The organism is Halobacteriovorax sp. JY17 (genome assembly GCF_002753895.1).
Taxonomy (GTDB): domain Bacteria; phylum Bdellovibrionota; class Bacteriovoracia; order Bacteriovoracales; family Bacteriovoracaceae; genus Halobacteriovorax.
The window spans coordinates 518,770-539,202 of sequence record NZ_NJER01000002.1 but is presented as its reverse complement, the minus strand read 5'-3'; the positions used below and the strand labels follow the sequence as shown (position 1 = coordinate 539,202).

Annotated in this window: 19 protein-coding genes and 1 tRNA gene; 10 read left to right on the top strand and 10 right to left on the bottom strand. The window is 35.0% G+C overall.

All coding sequences use genetic code 11. The annotated features are described in order from the left end of the window. The first annotated feature begins 3 nt into the window (after positions 1-3). Positions 4-678 carry a ribosome biogenesis GTP-binding protein YihA/YsxC gene (gene yihA, locus CES88_RS10820; RefSeq protein ID WP_290734228.1) on the top strand — a complete coding sequence of 225 codons (675 nt, stop codon included), beginning with the start codon at positions 4-6 and terminating at the stop codon, positions 676-678. Between the two features lie 219 nt (positions 679-897). Here yihA and CES88_RS10815 read toward each other — a convergent pair whose 3' ends face one another. Beyond that, the gene (locus CES88_RS10815; protein WP_290734226.1) at positions 898-1,197 is read right to left on the bottom strand and encodes a hypothetical protein; all 300 of its coding nucleotides are present in this window, start codon (positions 1,195-1,197) and stop codon (positions 898-900) included. A gap of 142 nt (positions 1,198-1,339) precedes the next feature. Between CES88_RS10815 and CES88_RS10810 the strand changes: the two genes are divergently transcribed. Continuing rightward, positions 1,340-2,188 (top strand): lysophospholipid acyltransferase family protein, encoded by an 849-nt coding sequence (locus CES88_RS10810; RefSeq protein ID WP_290734224.1) that lies wholly within the window; start codon positions 1,340-1,342, stop codon positions 2,186-2,188. Next, entirely contained in the window at positions 2,142-3,137 is a 996-nt protein-coding gene (locus CES88_RS10805; protein ID WP_290734222.1) for an NAD-dependent epimerase/dehydratase family protein, read from the top strand. Before CES88_RS10810 ends, CES88_RS10805 begins: the two co-directional genes overlap by 47 nt. Positions 3,138-3,140: 3 nt before the next feature. Here CES88_RS10805 and CES88_RS10800 read toward each other — a convergent pair whose 3' ends face one another. Further along, the gene (locus CES88_RS10800) at positions 3,141-4,346 is read right to left on the bottom strand and encodes a hypothetical protein (RefSeq protein WP_290734220.1); all 1,206 of its coding nucleotides are present in this window, start codon (positions 4,344-4,346) and stop codon (positions 3,141-3,143) included. 87 nt (positions 4,347-4,433) lie between these two features. Between CES88_RS10800 and CES88_RS10795 the strand changes: the two genes are divergently transcribed. Further along, a complete protein-coding gene (locus CES88_RS10795) occupies positions 4,434-5,210 on the top strand; it encodes a M90 family metallopeptidase (protein ID WP_290734218.1) in 777 nt (258 codons plus the stop codon). Between the two features lies 1 nt (position 5,211). Here CES88_RS10795 and CES88_RS10790 read toward each other — a convergent pair whose 3' ends face one another. Genes CES88_RS10790 through CES88_RS10775 form a run of 4 tightly spaced genes read right to left on the bottom strand, consistent with a single transcriptional unit; the run spans position 5,212 to position 7,807 of the window. Further along, positions 5,212-5,571 carry a hypothetical protein gene (locus CES88_RS10790; protein ID WP_290734216.1) on the bottom strand — a complete coding sequence of 120 codons (360 nt, stop codon included), beginning with the start codon at positions 5,569-5,571 and terminating at the stop codon, positions 5,212-5,214. A 9-nt stretch (positions 5,572-5,580) separates the two neighbouring features. Further along, positions 5,581-6,207 (bottom strand): lysophospholipid acyltransferase family protein, encoded by a 627-nt coding sequence (locus tag CES88_RS10785; RefSeq protein ID WP_290734214.1) that lies wholly within the window; start codon positions 6,205-6,207, stop codon positions 5,581-5,583. Beyond that, entirely contained in the window at positions 6,207-7,166 is a 960-nt protein-coding gene (locus CES88_RS10780) for a phosphatidate cytidylyltransferase (RefSeq protein ID WP_290734212.1), read from the bottom strand. The genes CES88_RS10785 and CES88_RS10780 overlap by 1 nt, the downstream gene beginning before the upstream one ends. After that, positions 7,163-7,807 carry a CDP-alcohol phosphatidyltransferase family protein gene (locus tag CES88_RS10775; protein WP_290734210.1) on the bottom strand — a complete coding sequence of 215 codons (645 nt, stop codon included), beginning with the start codon at positions 7,805-7,807 and terminating at the stop codon, positions 7,163-7,165. The genes CES88_RS10780 and CES88_RS10775 overlap by 4 nt, the downstream gene beginning before the upstream one ends. A gap of 240 nt (positions 7,808-8,047) precedes the next feature. Here CES88_RS10775 and CES88_RS10770 point away from each other — a divergent pair, with 240 nt between their 5' ends. Together CES88_RS10770 and CES88_RS10765 are read left to right on the top strand one after the other, a co-directional pair. Further along, on the top strand, positions 8,048-10,060 hold the full coding sequence (locus CES88_RS10770; RefSeq protein WP_290734208.1) for an ATP-grasp domain-containing protein: 2,013 nt from the start codon (positions 8,048-8,050) through the stop codon (positions 10,058-10,060). Continuing rightward, positions 10,057-11,169, top strand: a complete 1,113-nt coding sequence (locus CES88_RS10765; protein ID WP_290734206.1) for a P1 family peptidase — start codon at positions 10,057-10,059, stop codon at positions 11,167-11,169. Before CES88_RS10770 ends, CES88_RS10765 begins: the two co-directional genes overlap by 4 nt. Here the strand turns inward: CES88_RS10765 and CES88_RS10760 are convergent. Further along, complete coding sequence (locus CES88_RS10760; protein WP_290734204.1) at positions 11,166-12,425, bottom strand: tyrosine/phenylalanine carboxypeptidase domain-containing protein; 1,260 nt, start codon at positions 12,423-12,425, stop codon at positions 11,166-11,168. The genes CES88_RS10765 and CES88_RS10760 overlap by 4 nt on opposite strands. Positions 12,426-12,606: 181 nt before the next feature. Between CES88_RS10760 and CES88_RS10755 the strand changes: the two genes are divergently transcribed. Together CES88_RS10755 and CES88_RS10750 are read left to right on the top strand one after the other, a co-directional pair. Next, positions 12,607-12,690, top strand: a tRNA-Leu gene (locus CES88_RS10755). Between the two features lie 196 nt (positions 12,691-12,886). Then, on the top strand, positions 12,887-13,408 hold the full coding sequence (locus tag CES88_RS10750; protein ID WP_290734202.1) for an ORF6N domain-containing protein: 522 nt from the start codon (positions 12,887-12,889) through the stop codon (positions 13,406-13,408). 469 nt (positions 13,409-13,877) lie between these two features. Here the strand turns inward: CES88_RS10750 and CES88_RS10745 are convergent, their stop codons facing one another. Beyond that, the gene (locus CES88_RS10745; protein ID WP_290734201.1) at positions 13,878-15,173 is read right to left on the bottom strand and encodes an O-antigen ligase family protein; all 1,296 of its coding nucleotides are present in this window, start codon (positions 15,171-15,173) and stop codon (positions 13,878-13,880) included. Continuing rightward, on the bottom strand, positions 15,160-15,645 hold the full coding sequence (locus tag CES88_RS10740) for a hypothetical protein (protein ID WP_290734199.1): 486 nt from the start codon (positions 15,643-15,645) through the stop codon (positions 15,160-15,162). The genes CES88_RS10745 and CES88_RS10740 overlap by 14 nt, the downstream gene beginning before the upstream one ends. A gap of 131 nt (positions 15,646-15,776) precedes the next feature. Here CES88_RS10740 and CES88_RS10735 point away from each other — a divergent pair, with 131 nt between their 5' ends. Then, positions 15,777-16,943 carry a hypothetical protein gene (locus CES88_RS10735; protein WP_290734197.1) on the top strand — a complete coding sequence of 389 codons (1,167 nt, stop codon included), beginning with the start codon at positions 15,777-15,779 and terminating at the stop codon, positions 16,941-16,943. A gap of 51 nt (positions 16,944-16,994) precedes the next feature. On the opposite strand, the gene CES88_RS10730 is transcribed toward CES88_RS10735, so the two are convergent. After that, positions 16,995-17,444: a CBS domain-containing protein gene (locus CES88_RS10730; RefSeq protein WP_290734195.1), complete on the bottom strand. Its 450-nt coding sequence runs from the start codon at positions 17,442-17,444 to the stop codon at positions 16,995-16,997. A 161-nt stretch (positions 17,445-17,605) separates the two neighbouring features. Here CES88_RS10730 and CES88_RS10725 point away from each other — a divergent pair, with 161 nt between their 5' ends. Then, positions 17,606-20,431: a hypothetical protein gene (locus CES88_RS10725; RefSeq protein ID WP_290734193.1), complete on the top strand. Its 2,826-nt coding sequence runs from the start codon at positions 17,606-17,608 to the stop codon at positions 20,429-20,431. Positions 20,432-20,433 lie beyond the last annotated feature (2 nt).

Below are 20,433 nucleotides of genomic sequence, written 5' to 3'. Positions count from 1 at the left end.
ATCATGGCATTTGAGATTGCAAGAGAAACATCAACTTTTAGATACGGGATGAGTAACCCAGAACAGCTACAAGAGTGGTTAAAGGAAAATCCTCATGCCATTGGATTAAGCTTTGTTGGAAGATCAAATGTTGGCAAGTCGAGTACTATAAATAGCCTCTTTGGAAATAAAATTGCCAAAACTTCTAAAACACCAGGAAGAACAAGAGAAATCAATATTTTCTCATTTAAAATAAAGAGTGATGGAAAGATTCTTGAGGAAATTCCAGAATTTTTCTTCTATGACCTTCCTGGTTATGGGCACGCTGAAGTTTCAAAAGAGATGTCAAAGAACTGGGAAGCCCTTATGTCCACTTTCTTTGGAAGTATTTCTCTCCATACACTTATGGTAAATATTCAAGATGCGAGACATCCAAATCAAAAATCAGATCAGGAGTTTCACCACTTCCTTAAAGGATTTAATTTTGAAACATTTCTTCTCTTCAATAAAATTGATAAATTAAAAACTCAAAAAGAAAGATCTGCTTTAAATAAGTTAAAACCAATTCTCTCCAAAGAATTTAAATGGGTAAGACAAATCTATTTCACTTCTGCCGAGAAGAAAAATGGGATTGATCAAGTGGAAGAAGCAATTATCTCCTATTTATTAAGACAGCGAGACCTATTAGAATCAATGTAATGGATTCTAAATTAATTTTAATTTTTCTTACTATTTTTTTCTACTATGTAGCGATGCTAAATATCACTCTGGTCTTCTTTGCAAGACCAGATTTCCTAAAACGTTTTTCTTTTAATTATGGAAATTTTCAAATTAGATGTTTATTTGCACTACTGCTTTTTGTCAGTAGTGCATTTCTAGGATTCATGACCTGCATTCTTAGATATTTTAATAGTATTATTATTCTTTAGAATTTTTCTTAATATCATTTACATCATTTTCAATTTTCTCTAAATCGAACTCACAAGACTTAATCGTATTCACAAGCTCTTTAACTCTAGCATCATCGAACTCAAGCTTCCCTTCTTCTACTGCTTTGAAAGTTAGATGTCCAAGTTCTTCATAAGCTTCATGCAAAGTTGTATTAGTTTTAGAAGCAGAAAGCATCTTCTTACCAATTTCTGTAGTTCTCTTTAACTCTTCTTGGCAAACTTGAACCATTTCACTAAAGCGATCTTTCCATTGAGGTTGTTTTTGCATATATGTCTCCAGACTATTTCAGTCATTATCTAGTTATGAATTATACCATTTATAAATTACTTTGAAAGTGGTTCATTTCTTCAAATGTGGTAAAGACTGTCCCCTCCCTAAAATTCTTCTAAACCACTACAATTAAAGAATTATGTTAAAAGATATTCTTAAAACGATAAATTTAAAGACTAGTTCTGAAGACAGAAAGAAATTTGATCAAGTATTTTCAAAACTCTATTCCATCTACGGAGAAAGTGAGGACCCTTGGGGACTTGACCTTCATAAAACGAAGAATAGTATTGAATATGTTTGGCCCCTCTATAAGAAATATTTCAAAGTACGAGTTTTTGGAAAAGAAAACGTTGAAGATAGGCCTTATATGATCACTTCAAATCACACTGGTCAGATAGCGATAGACGGAATGCTTATCTCCACTGCTTTCGCTATGGAGATTGGCCCTCCAAGAATTCTTCGTGCCATGGTAGAAAGATTCTTTACTGGCCTTCCTTTTATTGGAACATGGGCAGCACAAGGTGGAGCAGTCCTAGGTGACAGACAAAATTGTGAAAAGCTTCTTGAGAGAAATCAGTCAGTATTAGTTTTCCCTGAAGGCGTGAAAGGGATATCAAAGAGCACAAAAGACTTTTATAAAGTTCAAAATTTTACAAGAGGATTTTTTAGGATTGCCTTAAGTTCAGGCGTTCCAATTCTTCCTATCGCTGTTATTGGAGCGGAAGAGTTCTTCCCTTACGTTTATCAGGCAAAGTCGATTGCAAAGAAGTTTGGTCTTCCAGCACTGCCAATAAGTGCGAACTATATACCACTCCCCTCACCGATTGATATTTATATTGGAGAGGCTTATATGCCACCAAGTCATTTGAATTCGGATTCAACAGATAAAGATATTGACCTACATATTTTTGAAATTGAAAGTATTATTCAAAAAATGACTAATGATGGACTTAAAAAGAGAAGGAACTTTTGGGCAAATGCTAAATAAATCTAGAAAGATATTAATCGTTGGAGCTGCTGGCGGGCTTGCTAGAATACTTACTAGTATCTTATCTAAGGCTAACCCTGAAGATCAAATTATTGGTGTAGACTCAAGACCTCAGGTTGAAGAATTTAAAAGAGAGAATGTTCAATTCCTAAAGATTAGATACACACGTGGGAATTTCGAAAAACTTTTTAGAGATAATGAATTTCACGCAGTATACCACTTAGCAAGAATGAGTCACGCCTACTCTAATAAATCAAATCTCGCACAAAGATTAGATTTAAATATTATGGGAACGAATAGAATCTTAGAGCTCGCTCTGAAATTTGATGTAAAGAAAATGATTATTCTTAGTACTTATCATGTCTATGGTGCTTTATCCGACAACCCAACCTTCATTGCGGAAGATGCTCCTCTAAAAGCAAGCATTAAACATCCAGAACTTCGTGATGTGACTGAAATGGATCAACTTGCCACTAACTGGATGTGGAAGAATCAACATAGAATTGAAACCGTAGTACTTAGGCCATGTAGTATTATTGGGCCACAAATAAGAAACTCTATGAGCCAATACCTCACAACAAAGTATGTACCACTAGGGGTTGACTTTAATCCAATGTTTCAATTCATACATGAGTTCGATATGGCAAATATTCTTGCAAGATCACTAAAGGAAGTTCCGACAGGAATTTATAATGTTGCGCCAGATGAAGTTGTAAGCATAAAGAAAGCAAAGGAAATCATTGGTCTTCCTACTTTTAAGATTCCACTCATAACTCTCTCCCCTATGACTCTTGCTGTAAAGAAAATCTGGAACTTTCCAGACTACCTCATTGAGTACATAAAATTTAGCTGCGTGATCGATAATGCAGAGTTAAAAAAACACCTAAAAGATGATTTCCTTAGGTTTTCAACTAAAGAAGCCCTTGAGTTATTAAAGTTAAAATTATAATTTCTACTCAAAAGGTCTACCTAGAATAAATATTCCTAAACAAAGAGTTCCGACAAGGATGGAGAATACAAACTTCACGTGATTCTTTCTAAATTGATAAAGAGTTGAGCTCAGGCACTGAAAAGAGTAATAAAGTGCAAATGCCTTTGAGGCAAACGAAATAATTTTAAATATATCAAACGTCCAAACAAGAAATATTCCAGATGCTGCAATGAGAAGATAGGCATTTTTAGAGTTTATTCTCTTATTTGATAATTCACTAAAAAGACCTCCGCCTCCTCCCATATCAGCAATAGCTGCGCTTAGCTGACTAGACATTGCTGCAGCAAAGAGAAAAGTAGGAGCTAAGACAAAGACAAACTTCCCAATATCAATGACAGATGTTTCACTTATTTTTTCCCCTAAAGGATGATGATCAAAAACGGGAATAAATAATATAATCAAAAGCATATAAATCATGGAACTTATTATTTGAGAATTTCTCATGCTCTTTACTCTAAGAGCACCAGAGTATTTTTCAGATAGATATCGACTAGTCTCAAAGCCTTGTACCATTATTAATAATCCTAAAGAAATAAATAGGGTATCAAAGTTAAAATCTTTTGTTTCTTTCATCACTTCAATTGAGGCTTCTGGAGAAAAATGGTAAACACCTAGAGCAACTAATATCGTTAGGATAATAGAAAGTTTTACATTAACTGAAATTGACTCAATCTTTTCTAAAGAATTTAGCCCATGCTGATGCCCGAAGAATGAAATCCCTACAAAGAGTAAAGTTACGACACCTTTTTCAATTACAGGATTATAAATGTGAGTCATTCTAAGAAAGAAGGAAGAAAATAAATAGAGATAGTAAGTAATCGATAAAATGTAAGCAAAAGCAAGTGCCCACTCACCTACTTTTTCACTTAGAAGTATTTTCTTACTTCCAGCCCCTTTTTCAACAATAGATTCAACACTCATAATATTCCATCTTATAACTTCTCCTACACAGAAAGAAGCAATACAGAGGATCAACATGAGGTATGGAGCATTATCCCCACTTAGCTCATTTAAAAGAGGAGCAGCAATTAAAAATCCACTCCCGATAATAGATGCTAGAGGAGTCATCGTCGCAGTCCACACTCTATTTCTCATAACTCTCTTAGAAAATAGAATAACTAAGAAAAGAGTCATCAGAAATAAATAAGCTAGCGAATGAATTTCCATGTATTCTCCATTTGAGTCTTGAATAAGCCAGTACTTTCTATAAAATATAGAAACTAATATCTACTTCGTAAAGCAAGCGAGAAGAAAATGTTTAATTGGTTTAAAAATAGAAGAAGAAAGAAATATCTAGAAATGGAGTTTTCTAAAGAATGGCTTGATATACTAAATAAAGAAATGCCTCTTTATATAACTCTCAATGAGCAAGATAAGAGAGAACTAGAAGCAACTTTAAAGATTCTCTATCATGAGAAAGAGTTTATTGGTGCTCATGGATTATTGGTAACAGAAGAAATGAAGGTTCTTATCTGTGCAGAAGCATCTCTCTTACTTCTACATAGGCCCAAAGACTATTTCCCAAACGTTAATACAATTGTAATATATGAAACAACTTTTTGCTCCGAAATTCGCCAACCTCTTGCGGGCGGTTTTTCTCTTTCAAAAAAAGAAGCAAGAATTGGAGAATCAAACCATCATACAAAAACAGTTGTGCTCGCATGGGACAGCGTTAAAGGACAAGCGCTTAACCCTCACAGTGGAAGAAATGTTGTCTTGCATGAGTTTGCCCATCAACTCGACTCAGAAACAGGAATAGTCAATGGAGCACCTAGACTTTCATCAAACTCCTCTTACCGAGCCTGGGCAAATATTATGTCTTCGGAGTTTAATCACTTAAAAGATGATATTAAACACCATCATAAGACTTTTATAGACCAGTACGGAGCAACAAGCGGAGCTGAGTTCTTTGCTGTTATCACCGAGTCTTTCTTTGAGAAACCAATAACTTTCAAGAGAAAGCATCCAGACCTATACGATCAGCTCCAAGGTTTTTACAAGCAAGACCCGACTAGTTACGTAAAGAGATAGCTTAATTTGTTGCTGGAGCGAAGTAAGCCACTCCAGCAGAACCAAGAACAACAAGTAGAGTGCAAAGTATCTGATTTACAGATACAACTTCCTTATCAACAAAGACTCCAATAAGTGTTCCCCATATAAATGTTGTTGCATAGATCGGATAGACAACACTTAGTCTTCCACCTAACTTAAAAGAAACTACAAACAATACCATTACCAAACAAAATAAAAGAATACCTAGAATAAGAGGAAAGTTCATATAGACAGGAACTTCACTTAGCTTATTTCCACCAAGTTTATAAGCATATTGTCCAATTGCTCCAATAAAGGCGGCAACGAGATAAAGTAAAGCTGGAACAAGTTGATCTTTCAAGAAACTCTCCTAAAATTTTAAATCTAAAATGCTTTTTCTAATGAAACTAGTTATATCATTTATCTCTAGTTCCTGATCAACTCTCTTACTCTTTCCAATTTTCAGTGATGAATTAGATGGTAAAATAAGCCATTGCCCTTTTGGAAGAATCCTTCCAAACCCTTCACAGAAAGCTGGAACAAATTCAACATCTGGATATTTCTTTAAAAGAATTGAAACACCTTTTTTAAACTCTTTCATTTCATCTGAGCTTCCTCTTGTACCTTCGGGAAAAATTATCAGAGAATGCCCCTTTTCTAAAAGCTTCTCACATTGATGAAGAGGATTTTCAAATTGTCTATCTCTTGAAACTGCCACTGAATTTAAGCAAAGTTTGGCAAATACCTTCGTAACAGAATTACGGTAAAAATAATCTCTCGCCACAACAGGGTGAACTCTTTTTAAGTCTCTAATTGAAAGACTACAAAGGATTGCTATCGCATCAACATGGCTACTATGATTAGCTACAATAATTTTAGACTTATCAAATGATGGTTTTTCGTCATAGCGAAATTTAACTCCGAGAATGATTTTCACAAAAGGAGCGAGTATCCCTTTAAAAAGAATGACTCTAATAATAAATGCTAAATTTTCCATTATAAATATCCTCTTAAAAGTAGATAATGCACAGTAAACGGTAGCGTAAAAGAAAGAGAATCTAGACGATCTAGGATTCCACCATGACCAGGAATAAGATCATCCATATCTTTAACTCCTAAATCTCTTTTAACAGCAGACATATTTAAATCCCCAAGCAATCCAAAGACACTTAAGAGAAATCCAAAGCCGGCAGCCTCAAGGGAGCTATCAAAAGGCAAGTAACTTGATAAAGAAAAACTCAGAGCACTTAATGTTATTGCTCCTCCGAGAAATCCTTCAATTGTCTTATTTGGGCTTATTGTTGGACTTAGCTTATGCTTACCAATTGTTTTTCCCCAAAGGAATTGAAGAACGTCATTAATTTGAGTAAGAAAGACAATTAGTAGTATCAGGAGGTTTTGCTCACCTATATATCCCCTTATTTCACCTTGATGAATAAGGAATGTAATATTAGAAAAACCATAGACGATTAACATCGTGGCCCAAAAAACCTTTCCATTAAACTCTAAATATTTCTCATACTCGCCATTTAATATATTAACAATAGGGATTAAGAAGAACATATAAACCGGAATAAAAGAATTGAAACTATAAGTTGTTCCGTTCTTAGCAAGGTAGTATTGAATTGGTATTGCCAAATAAACAAAGAAGAGTGTGCTTCTAAAGTGATTTGTGACTGAGAGTTTTGTGAGAAATTCTCTTAGTGAAATATATGTTAGAAGTATAATTAATATAAGAGCAATTGTTCCGGGTAGTAGAAACATAACAGTAGCAAGAATTAAAATCGCCCACCAAGAATACACTCTTAAAACTATCTCGTGCATCCCCTTAGAAGGTTTCATCTTCTCCCAAGGGATAAAGATGAGAGTGAACATAACCAAGAGAGCATATATCCCAATAATAATTTCAGAAAATAAGGAAGTGAACCCAGTCAGTTCAGAAATTGATTGTGTCATTTAAGATTTCCCTTTAAGAGATCAGAAGAAATTATTCTCAGCCTTCTAAAAGTAGTCACTAAACTTCCAGTAGCAATAATCACTAATGCGATATAGAGGATCTTCGTTGAAAATGAGCTTCCTATGAGAAAGAATTCAATGATCAGAGCAAGCGTTAACAAAAACATTCTATGCTGTTTTGCCATTGGCCCTATAAAGTATGAACTTGTTCCAAGAGATTTCCCAAGAACTCTAATATAAGCAGTGATCACTGCCAGACTCGAAGCAATCCAAGCAAGGTTTAATGGACTTATAACGTAACCATCATCAACAATTGAAAAGCTTGCTCCTACTATAATGAAAATATCTGCGAATCGGTCTGGAACATCATTAAATAACTCTCCGTTAGCAGAAGATTTCCCGTGCTCAACAGCAACCATTCCATCAAGAAGATTACACAAAAGTCGAAGCTGTATTAATCCCGCACAAATTAAGAAGTAAGACGGATTTGACTTGGCCAAACTACCTGCAAATAAAACGAGAAATGCAAAGACCACACTCAATAGAGAGATGAGATTTGGAGTTAATCCAAGCTGTGCTAAACTTGCAGCAAGATTCTTGGCCCAACTAGCGCCCCTTGTTTTCAGTGGTCTTCTATCCATAGTACTTATCCTCAATAAATTATATGAAAAAGTACCAACAAACGCGTCGCGCATCAACCATATTTTAAGTACTTGAAAGATTTACAAGTAATTGTCTATTTATTAGTCAAACCTAGAAAGTAAGTAGGGAGCCTTCTGAAACAGCTCCCCTTCTAAGAGAAGCTCCTTTTTCTTTCTTTCAATTTAAACATCAGCTATTATTCGTCTAAATCAACACTTTTACTAAATAGTGAGTTGCTTATGAAAATTGCGTTTGTCTACAACCTAAAAAGATCCACTTCCATGGAAGAGGCTGAATTCGACACTCAAGACGTTATCGCATCAATAACAGAGGGTTTGAAAGGTGAAACTCATACAGTAGTTCCTGTAGAAATGACGAAAGATGGTAAATGGATAGATCTCTTAAAGAACTCAAATCCTGATATTATTTTTAATACAGCTGAGGGCTATATTGGCATGGGAAGAGAAGCCTATGCACCTACAGTCTTTGAACAACTTAATCTAAAATATGTTGGCTCAGGACCTTATGCGTGTTTTCTAACTCTAGATAAATTTCTTTGTAAAAGTGTCGTGATGGCCAAAGGTGTTCCCGCCCCTAAGGGATACTTTATTTCAAGTTCACAGGAAATAGATCTAATTGCAGATGAGTTAAACTACCCTGTATTTGTTAAACCAAACTTTGAAGGCTCCTCAAAAGGAATTACGCAAGATTCAAAGTGTAAAGATAAGACATCTTTTCTAAAGTATGCAAAAGCATCTCTAAAAGAATTCTCTCATGGATTAATTGTAGAAGACTATATAGAGGGAAAGGATATCACAATTCCCTATATTTCAGGTCTAGGTCATGATGGGGTTTTAGAGCCTATTGAATATGTTGGAACCGCTGTGAACGGGTCAAATATTTATGACTATGAAATGAAAAATGGTGACGACGATCTCATTAGTGTTCTCTGTCCAGCTGAAATTTCAGAAGATGCAAATCTAAAAATTAAAGAATATATGAAAGTAGTCGTCTCATCTCTTGGAATTAATGATATGGCGAGAGCAGACTTTAGAGTCACCCCCACAGGGGATATTTACTTTATCGAAGTCAACGCTCTTCCAAGCTTACAAGAAGGCGCTGGAATCTTTGCAGCAACCTCACTACTTGGATTAGACTATGGACAGACTATAAGTAAAATTCTTGAAGCTGCTACAAATCGTTCTAATAACTCTGGAATAAAGAAAGTTCGACCATTAAAGAAAGCGAAACCAAATGTTGCTCTTGTTTACAATCTTAAAAGAAAGAAAGCAGGTGAAGATGGTTATGAGATTGAAGCAGAGTTTGACTCTCAAGATACCGTTAACGCAATAAAGGAAGCTATTGATTTTAATGGTTTTGATTGTAAGATGATTGAAGCGAATAAAGACCTTGCAACAAATCTTGAAAGAGAGAATATCAATGTTGTCTTTAATATTGCCGAAGGAATTAACAAGTCCTCAAGAGAGGCCCAGGTCCCTGCCCTATGTGACCTCTTGAGTATTGAACACACTGGAAGTGACGCTACTTGCTTATGCCTTACCCTCAATAAGTCAATCGCTTCAAAAATTGTTGCTCAATCAGGATTCTACGTTCCAAGATCGGCCCTCATTAATCCTAGATCTCAGAAGTATGTCCACGATTTAACCTATCCAATAATTGTAAAGCCTAACCAAGAAGGTTCATCCAAAGGAATATATAATAACTCTGTTGTTAATAGTGACGAAGAACTTAAATCATTTATTAATGAAAGATTCAGCGACTTTAGTTCTCTACTACTTGCAGAAGAATATATTACAGGAAGAGAAGTAACAGTTGGTTTACTTGAAAATTCTACAGTTAAAGTAATAGGTATTAGTGAGATTGTTTTCAAAGGAAATAGTGAATTCCCAGTATATTCCTATGAATTAAAACAAATTGATGACCCTCTTAATAATAGTGAATTTCAAGTGATCAGTCCTCCTGAACTTAATGATAAACTGAAGAAAGCACTTTTAAAGACATCAAAGGGAATCTTTAAAGCAACAGGGTGTCGTGATGTTGCTCGCATTGATTTTAGAATTACTAGCGATGAGAAGATTTACTTTATTGAAGTGAATCCTCTACCAGGGTTAAGCCCCGACTTCAGCGACCTTCCTATTATTGCTAATAAGAATGGACTTAATTACAACAAATTAATCGATCAAATTTTAAAGCCAGCAATAAGACGCTGGAGAAAGAGTGCACAACAATGAAAAATTATATTCCTCCACAAGGAGTGCGCGAATTAGGTGTAAAGATTGGAGAAATGCCTACGGGAAAGTTCAACTCAATCACAGATGTTAAAGGCGTTAAGGTTGGTCATTGCACTCTCGATCAAGAAGAAAATATTAAAACTGGTGTAACAGTCATTATGCCAAACGAGAATATTTTCAATAAGAAATTGATTGCTGGAAGCTTCATCCTAAATGGTGCCGGAGAACTTTCAGGAATCACTCAAATAAAAGAATGGGGAATTCTAGAAACCCCCATCGCTTTAACTAATACAATGTCAGTTGGTCACGTAGGCCAAGGCATAAGTAAATGGATGAGTAAGAAATTTAATAAAATCTGGGATCAGAGATACGTCATCATTCCCGTTGTTGGGGAATGTGATGATAGTTTTTTAAATGATAGCATTAACTTTCATATTGAAGAAAAGCATGTCCTCTCTGCCATCAAAGATTGCAAGAGTGGTAAATTCCCTCAGGGCTCAGTTGGCGGCGGAACAGGAATGGTCTGCTGTGATCTAAAAGGTGGAATTGGAAGCTCTAGCCGAATTGTCAGCATTGAAGGAATTGACTACACAGTCGGAGTGCTTGTGATGTCAAATTTTGGTTACATGAAGGATATGAAAATTGACGGGTACCCTGTTGGACAAATTCTAGAGCCACTACAAGGAGACTACAAGAAGAGAGTTGATAATTATGGATCAATTATTGTTGTCGTTGCAACCGATATACCTTGTACTGTAAATCAGATCAATAGACTCTGTAAGCGTGCGGCTCTAGGAATTGGAAGAGTTGGGACAATTGCGGCACATGGTAGTGGAGAAATTGTCGTTGGATTTTCGACAGGAAATATTTTAAAACACGATAATAAGAAACCTCACTCAAAACTCAATGTCATTATGGAAGATCATATGAATGGTGCCTATAGAGCAGTTATCGAAGCTACAGAGGAAGCTATTTTAAATTCCCTAAGCTACTCTGATACTATGACAGGCTTAGATAATCATGAAGTTCCAGGAATCAATAGATACGAGCTAAAAAATATTATAGAAAAATTTTCACATTTAAAAAATAAATTAAGAGATAAGTACTAAGCAGCTGCTTTTAGATTTTTAGTTGAGAAATGCTTCTCAACTAAATCTAAGTCAATCCCATTTAAGATTAGAGAGAAAGCAAGCTTTCCTGCGAAGAGATCTATATTCGTATACCAAGTTGGTAAAAACTTAGGTGCTGAAATATCTCCATTTTCTAAAGAAGGGCTTAATAGAAAAATATCATTGATATCCAATCTTCCACAAAATAAGAGGTGAACTAAATCTAAATTACCAGACTTAAACGCCCACCTAAAAAAGCTATGCACTCGAATGAGTCCTTCTAAATAAACACCATCCTTAGTAAAACAAATTCCACCAGAAGCATAGCCACCTCTAAGAATTCGAGATGCCGATAAATAACAATCTTTTTCATTACCACTATTATGACTTAGAAAGAAATTAAAGAGTTCGTAGAAGTCTGCCCCATTTAAGGCCATATCTAGAGCAATTACTCGCAGACAAATTCTCTTTAGACGGCTTAAATCCAACGAGCCTGTAATGATCTCTGAAAATGTAGCAAGCCCTTCTTGGGTCTTAGTTGTTCTAGCGGCTCCCATTGAAAGAAGAGGGAGCTTCTCTTGGAGAGATCCATTAATAGCAGTAAGTGAGTGGGTCATAATTTCGTGAACAAGAAGCTGATCATGGTCATAGCCGGTGAACATCTCTCCTTTTCTTAATCTAACATAACTCTTTCCTGCCGCGGCCTTAGAAACAAGAGTGTCACTCAAGGTTACTGAAGGAGAATATTCTCCAAAGAACTTTGTCGACTCACTTTGCAACTTCTTTCTAAGATCTTTAGCTGAAATAAGATTTTGAACATCTTTCATATAAGGATGTTCATAATCTTCTAAGGACTTAATAAATATCTTCGCTGTTTCAAGATGAGAGTATTTACTTCCAAAGAGTAAGTGAGTCGGCTTACCATAGACTTCAATACTTAAATCCTCAAAATCTTTTGAGCCCACAGAATGTATCATATCGAAAGATTTACAATAGCTCTCTATAGTAGAAGCAGTAAATTGATATAATGGATCTTCGCTAGAAACTAGTTTTTTTAACTTTTCTAATCTCTCTCTTTGATCATGGAAATCATATTTAGGATATTTGAAATCTATTTTAAATTTTGATTTTCTTAGACGACTATCGAAGAAATCTCTCTCAACTTCCTTAGGCCAACTTATTTTATCTAAGATCTTTATCCCTTGGACTAACTCTATGACTTCTCTATTTATCTCTAAAAGTGATTTCTTCTTCATAAGATCTATTCGGAATACAAATATAATTTACTTAAAAAAAGAGTGCTTATTCATTACAAAAAGGCCCATAGTTGAGAGAAAGAGTAAGGCGATTCAGAAGTCTTACTCCTCGCATCAATGTAAAATACGCGAGTAAATTATTGACTATTATGGCCATAGTTCCTACTATACCAATACAAATGGCCCGGTGGTGAAATGGTAGACACGACGGATTCAAAATCCGTTGCTTTCGGGCGTGCCGGTTCAAGTCCGGCCCGGGCCACCATCTGTCAAATTATTCGAACCATCAAAGCTTTCTAACCCCTTATATAGTTGAGACAGATTTTATAGAATTATTCACTTAAGTATTTAAAGAATAGCTTCATTTCAAAAATGGAAAAACTCGTCCTGTAGCCCATACAAAAATAGCCTCTCAATAATTTTCTTAATACTCTCTCCTGCTTTGCACAGGAGGAAGCTTTATGGATTTTCCAATCGATCAAATTCAAAACATGATTTATGAAATTAGAGGCCAGCGAGTTATACTCGACAGCGATTTGGCCAAACTCTATGGAGTTGAAACCAAAAGGCTAAATGAGCAAGTTAGAAGAAATATTGAGCGTTTTCCAGAGGACTTCATGCTTGAATGTAATTCTGATGACTTAGACGTTTTGCGGTCGCAATTTGCGACCTCAAACAACATAAATAGCTGGAGTTACAAAAGAAGAAGCAAGCCAATGATGTTTACTGAAAATGGTGTAGCAATGTTATCAACCGTCTTAAATAGTAAACAGGCCATCCAAGTGAATATCGCCATCATGAGAACTTTTACCAAGCTCAGAAGCTTTCTTGCTATGGAAAATTCAGTCGAAGGCAGAGTTGATAAACTTGAACAAGGCACTCATAAACTTTTCAAAATCGTCTTTGAAAGACTTGATGATATTGAAGTACAAATTTCTCCAAAGCTTGCACCTAATCGCAGAAAAATTGGTCTGAAAAAATGAGGCTAATTTCTCTCAGCTAATTTTTGAGTGAAAGAACTCAAAGGCGGTAACCCTTATTGAACTTTTTAAATGGTCGCCTTTTTAACAAAAATTAATTGTGTTAATAGGTTTTAAAAAGTGTTCAGTAAGCTTTTTTCTGCTATATCCTTCCACCTTTCTTAAACTTGGTTCAACCATCTTCCGAATCTCAAATTTTTAAATTTACTAGTTTGAAGAATAGAGTCCAAGATTAAGACTCATGAGCGACATTGGATTTTAAAAGTATTTTTTACAGCTTGAATTCAAATAATTGGAAAATGAGAAAAGCGCAACTTTTATAGTTGCGCCTGAACACTCATTATAAAAATAATACAGATTAAAGAGATGATTGCGTAGTCAATCTTGCTAACAGCTTTCATGGTCGTTCCTTGGTTTGATTTCGTGGAACTTATAGCACAATTGTGAAATTTAGAAGAAAAAATTAAAAGTTTTACACGCTTTTTTTATTACTCTCCCCTAGCTTGAGAGCTAAGTAGCCGAAAATAAGCCAATACATCCGATCTCCCATTCCCCCAAGGGATAAATGTACATGATAAATGACGAAAACAGGAATGTGAGAGAGTAGAAAGATAGCTGCAACCTGCGTACTTTGATCCCCTTTTAATATTCCTCGAAAACTCCCTACAATCATAAGGATAAAGCCTATTATGATCACTCCCATAAATGGCCATCCCCCAATAACTCCTGCAGATACAAAGATATTATGTGGATCTTTAAATGAGTTATAGCCCCCAACGTCGATACCTGACTTACTCATAAATTTATAGAGGATCCCCTGCCCGAAATTTGGATGCTCCATAAACATCTGGAGTCCACGAGTAACCTCCTCCATTCGAGTAGCTATTCCATCTTGAGCCGGTCTCATCAGAAATCCAGTTTGACCAGAAGCAACCTCATAGAGAAAGGTTGTCAGCTGAGCACCAAAGAGGAGAAAGAAGAGCGCCCCTAGAACAACAAAGACAAATTTAAAAATGCGAGTATTCTTGTCTTTATTTCCAAAGGTCAATACCCCAACTCCCGAGACAATGAGAATTGTTATCATGGCGGCCTTCGTTGCTGTTAAGAAAACAGCTATAAAGAGAATAAATATTGTAAGATAGCGCTTTAAAATATTTATCTTAGGATTAAAAATTTGAGGAAAGTAAAATATAAAAGCAAAGGTTGAAGCTGAAACCATATGAGGAATATGCTTGAAAACTCCAATGAAACGCCCCCCTCTAAAGAGTTGTATATTAAACACAGGAATCAAGCACACTGAAATAATAACAAGAGGTACAGCAATATTTCTTATCGTTTTTACAAATTTATCAACAGAGAAAATGTCTGGAATCATCACACCATATATTTGAATCAATGCTAAGGCTATAACAAGTCCTCCAAATTGTAGAACCCATGAATTAAATGGGTGGACGAAAGCAATTTGAAATAATGTCTGAATTAATAAAACAGAAGCTGTTATTATCAATAAGAATATATACTGATGTTTAAATTTGTGATGCCTCTTTCTCCTAACAAAGTAAAATAAAATCAAAGCACCTACAAAGAAGTTTAAAGCGAAATTTATATAAGGATGTAATCCATGCTGAAAGATAAGGTAGGGAACATTTCGCGGAACCTTGAGATACTTTAGAGAAATTTTAGAAACAAATATCAGCCCGAGTAAGAATATACAAAGTTTTTCAGATACCTTACTCGCTGGATAATTTAGTGACTCAAATTTTATCATCAATAGCAATAGCTGTTAAAGCAGTAGTTAGAAGAACACTTATTACTGAGATAATTTTCCATGAGTCGTTACTAATGAAAGGTTTCTTATGCTTTACAAAAATCGTGTCATTCGAATTAAATTCATATTCTCTATGAGCTTGCTCATTAATGGCCTCGTATAAATTCACCTTAATGACTTCTTTTCGAGACTCACTCCCGATCATGATCTGTTCGACTTCTGCATCCTTACTTGTTCCTCCAGCAAGAGATAAGAGAGTAATGAGTTTAATATCTTTAGGAACATGATAGAGCCCAGCTTTATTAACTGCTCCCAAAAGACGAAGAGAAATAAGCTCTTGATTCTTATATGACTGAAATACAAACTCAGATGGTTTTCCAAAACCCACCCCTGCATTAAAGCTCTGAGCAAATACCTGACTAGAACTTAAGAATAATGAATACACTATTAAAAAAGAACGAATATATTTCATAAATAATTCCCATTATAAGTTATTGATTAAATATCCTACCAATTTTTTTCCTAAATAAAACCTTCTTCTAAGTTATTTTTTTTTAGTGTCGATAATAAACTAACAATAACTTAGAAGATATGGCTCTTAAGATGAATGATGAAATTTCAATGTATGAAATATTACAAATATTCCTTTCAAAATGGAAGTTTCTACTTATTCTTGCTCTTTGCTGTATTCTAATTGCCGTTGTCAGACATAAGAGATTTCCAACCTACCCAGCTCAAGGGAAACTCCTTATAAAAACCTCTGAAAATAGTCAATTAAGATCATTTCTAGACACAATTGTAGGGAGCCAACAGAATATAAATCCTGCAGAAAGGGCCATAATCCTTCTTGAAACAAATGATTTCTTTCTAGAGTTAGCAGATCATTTTAAGACAAATAAGCAAGAAGACTCCGAGATAAGTAACTACATTAATTCCTTTAAAGATAATAACCAAGGCCTAGCAAGTAACTTAAGATCAAAGCTGAAGTTTCGCCTTAATAAAGGTGGGCAGATTTTCTTTAATGTGAACTCTAATAGAAGAATACTATCCACTACTATCGTTAACCAAGGCCTCATCGTTGCGAAGAATTATCTAACAGTTCGAGAAATGAAGGAATACAATGAAGCGGAACTATACTTTCAAAGTGAAATTGACCACACTCTTAATAACCTAAATGATTTAAAACACTCTTCCATACAGAAAATGCAGCAAAGAAATGTTATCTCACTAAACGAAGAAAAAGGTGAAGGGACAAAGTACCTAAGTGGTCTAAAAAAACAAATTAATGATTCTCAAATAAAGATATCAGAGAATAATTCAACAATAAAAAAGCTTAAAAAAAAGGAAAGAACTGACTCTAAGAACCAGTCAAAATTTGGAGTTAAGGCGAGAATTATGCAACTTAATGATGAGAACTCTGCTCTTCGTATCAAAATATCTACTAGTAAAAGATACTTAAAGAAAATAAGTAATCAAAAGCTAGAGTTAGTTCCATTTGAACAAGAAATGGAGAAGATAAAGGCTAACTATCACTTTGAATTTAAAATTTACGAGGGCCTGAGAGATAAGCTCGCAAAGATTGGCCTTCAAAAGACTTATATTCAAAATAAAATTGATATTCTTGAATTTGAAAGACTCGATAGAGTTCGCTCTAGACCGGGAATACTTCTTCTCATTCTGATTGCGATTATGATTTCACAGGTAGTAGGTTTCACATTAATCTACTTAATCGAATTATTTAAACCTATAAAGACTCAATCACAAGTATAATTCTTAGACTGAACTCCCTCTCAAAAAATAATGAGAGGGAGTTCAAAATATTTAAACTAATTTATTATAAGCTTTTAATAGATCTTTTCTTGTAATCATTCCTACAAGTTTCTTCCCATCAAGAACAGGAATTCTCTTTAGATGATTGTGGGACATTAAAGAAACAACATCTGAAAGAGTTTGCTCAGCCTTAACTGTTTTCACATTTGTAGTCATTATTTCTGATAACTTTTTTTGCTTGGATTTTTTGTAAATATCTTCAACATCACTAAAATAGAAATTTTGTCCAAATAAGGTCTTAATCGAAGCTAGTGCATGCGGTATATTAGCATCTCTTCCAATAAAGTCCGATTCAGTAAGTATACCAACCAAATCTCCACTAGAGTCTACAACAGGCATCACACTGAAACCTTTTTCACACATTATTTTTGCAGCTTCTTCTACTGTATTATCTTCAGTACAAGAGATTACATCCTTAGTCATGAATTCTGATACGTTCATACTCTTCCTCGTTTTAAACTATTATATAGGAAATTCTATCATAAAATGAAGCTGACACCCAAAATAAAACCACGATGACAACACTAGGCGTAAAACTTGCAAAAGGTTCTCAACTATTCTAAAAATTATTTAAAATTAAACCCTTACCAAGGTAGACCCAAGTGACAAAGTTCGTTTTACTTTTAAGTATTCTATTTTCCGGACATGCTTTCTCTCAAGCTTTTCAAGAAGCTGATCTAGGGCAGAGCTCAAGCTCTATTAACTGGAAAACTATTGAAAACGATCATGTGAAATTGATTTATCCTGACTATCTCGGAAGAGACTCTGACTATATTGCCAACCTCATTGAACACTATTCAAAAGTCGTTGGACTAACTTACGGAATAACAAATCCCAAGAAAGTTCCAATTATCATTCGCCCTGAAGTCGCCCAACCCAATGGCTTTGTGGGCCTCGCTCCAAGAAGAAGTGAGTGGTTTAGTTCATCCATGTTCTCCACAAGTCTTGGCTCTGCAGAATGGTATCAAACTCTAGCAATTCACGAATATAGACATGTTCAACAATTTGACCATTTTAATATGAAGACTATTAAGTTCTTGAGCTGGCTATTTGGTGACACAGGTCAGATGATTGGGACATTCATTGGAACTCAACCGTGGCTCTTTGAAGGTGATGCTGTCTGGGCAGAAACAAAGTATACAGATACTGGCCGTGGTAGAGCACCGCAATTTCTCTCTAGGCTAAAAGCTCTTGTTACAAGTGATCAAATTCCAACCTATGATGAACTCGTCAACGGCTCTTATAATACCAGACTTCCAAATCATTACCCTTTTGGATACATTCTCATCTCAAGCGCGACTAAGAAGTTTGGAGAAGATTTCTGGAAGAAAGTCGCTGAAGAAATCTCTTATTTCCCTCATCCATACAGACTTTACCACGCATTTAAACATGTATCTGGACAAGACTTTTTCAAATTTTACGATGAAACGATGAATGAATTAAAGACCACTTGGTCTAAAGATATTAAAGGTCATTCTGAAAATAGAGTCGATTACCGAGAAAATACTTCACCATTCAATGATGGGAAATCAACCTACTATCTCCACTACTCTATGGATACTTACTGGACACTTTATAAGAAGACAGGAGTAAAGAAAGAAGTCGTTGCAGAAATACCTTTTTCTAAAGGCATGAGTAAAATTGATATACGAGGAGAACAAGCAATTTATTCACAGTTCTTACCGAATGCAAGATACGGCTACAAAGGAAGTTCTGACCTAGTTCTTATCGACCTTAAGACTGGTGAACAAAGTAAAATCACATCAGGAAAAAGACTCTATAATCCTCGCTTTAGCAGAGACAATAAGAGTATTTTGGTTTCAGAATTTAATGATGACTTAAAATGGACTTTATCCGAATATGATTTAAAAGGAGAGAAGATTTTCTCTACGAGTTTTGATAAAGACACTCTTGTCGAAGTTTACCCATTAAACTCAGATGAGGTCATGGCCATTTTAGCAGATCCTGCCGGTTATAAATATATTTCCAAAATGAATCTAAAGACTAAGAAATCAAATACGATTCTCCCTAAATCTAGAAATAATATAAGTTCTTTATATATAAATGAAAGAAATGAAACATTCTTTGAAGCTCAATATAAAGGTGTTACTGAAATCTTCAAGATTACCGCAGATAAGATGATTTCAAAATGTACGGATGTAGACTTCAATGCAACATCTCCATCTGCAAACAATCAGAATATTTTCTATAGTAATGAAGATGCCTATGGTTCACACATTAAAGTGACTCCGATTACAAAGTGTTCTCCCATTAAATCTTCTGAACTTGTAGATTATAATTACCTTGGTCAAAATCCTTCAGATAATTATAATAATTTCGCTCCTGTTCTTTTTAAAGATCAAGTAAGTCTAAGACAAAGTTCTCCTAAGAAATATAGTAGTGAAAACTACGGTGACCTTGATAAGGCCTTAGTCACGCCCCATTCGTGGAGCTTCTTTGCAGGAAATGGTTTTGGACTTTCTGCCAATACAAATAACTACTTAAACACAATGGGGATTTTTGCTCAAGTTGGTAAAGATGGGAATGAAGATCAAAACTATACTCAATTTAGCATGAGTTACAGTGAGTTCTATCCAGTTTTTCAAATAAGTGGAGAAATAAGAAATAGAGAAGTGGACTTCTTCAATAGTGAAGACATACTTGTGTGGAAAGAAAAACAGGCGGGTCTCTCCATGACACTTCCTTACACTTATAAAAAGAACTTATACACATTCACCAATGCTCTTACTTTCTCAGGAAAGTATGTCGACACAAGAAAGTACAAGGCAACTGTTTCAAGACCTACTTATGGCAATAGATACTTCAAAAACTCTTCTGTCGAATTCTATACTGATCTCTCTAAAGATCTGACAGCAAGATCAATAATGTCTCCTTGGTCTTTTGGATACTTTGCGAAATATGAAAATGCAGAAGGAAACATTAAGGATAGAGACTCTTCTTATCGATTCTTTCATTCAGGAAAAGTTCAAGTACCAGGATTCTTTAATCATGATGGTTTTAAATTTACTTATAGTGAAGAAAAGCAAAAAAATGATATCAACTCCTACCGCTTTCTTCCAACTCAATTCAATCGCCTAGGAAATGTCTTTTCTAGAGGTTATAAATATGAAAGCATCCCTCACTATCAGAAAGTGACTGCAAATTATGCTTTTCCCTTGGCCACTCCTGACTTTGATCTCTGGGGAATTTACTACCTAAGAAGAGCGACAATAAATACTTTCTTCGATAGTACTAAATTAGAGTCTAACCTCAAAAATGATACCTACAATAGTACTGGTTTAGAACTTGAGCTAGAGTCTAAGTTCTTTAGAATACTACCAATAAGTTTTGGAGCAAGATACGTTCATAAACTTAAAGCAGGAAATAACTTAGGCGAAGTTTACACAGCAACTTCACTAGAATTTTAAAA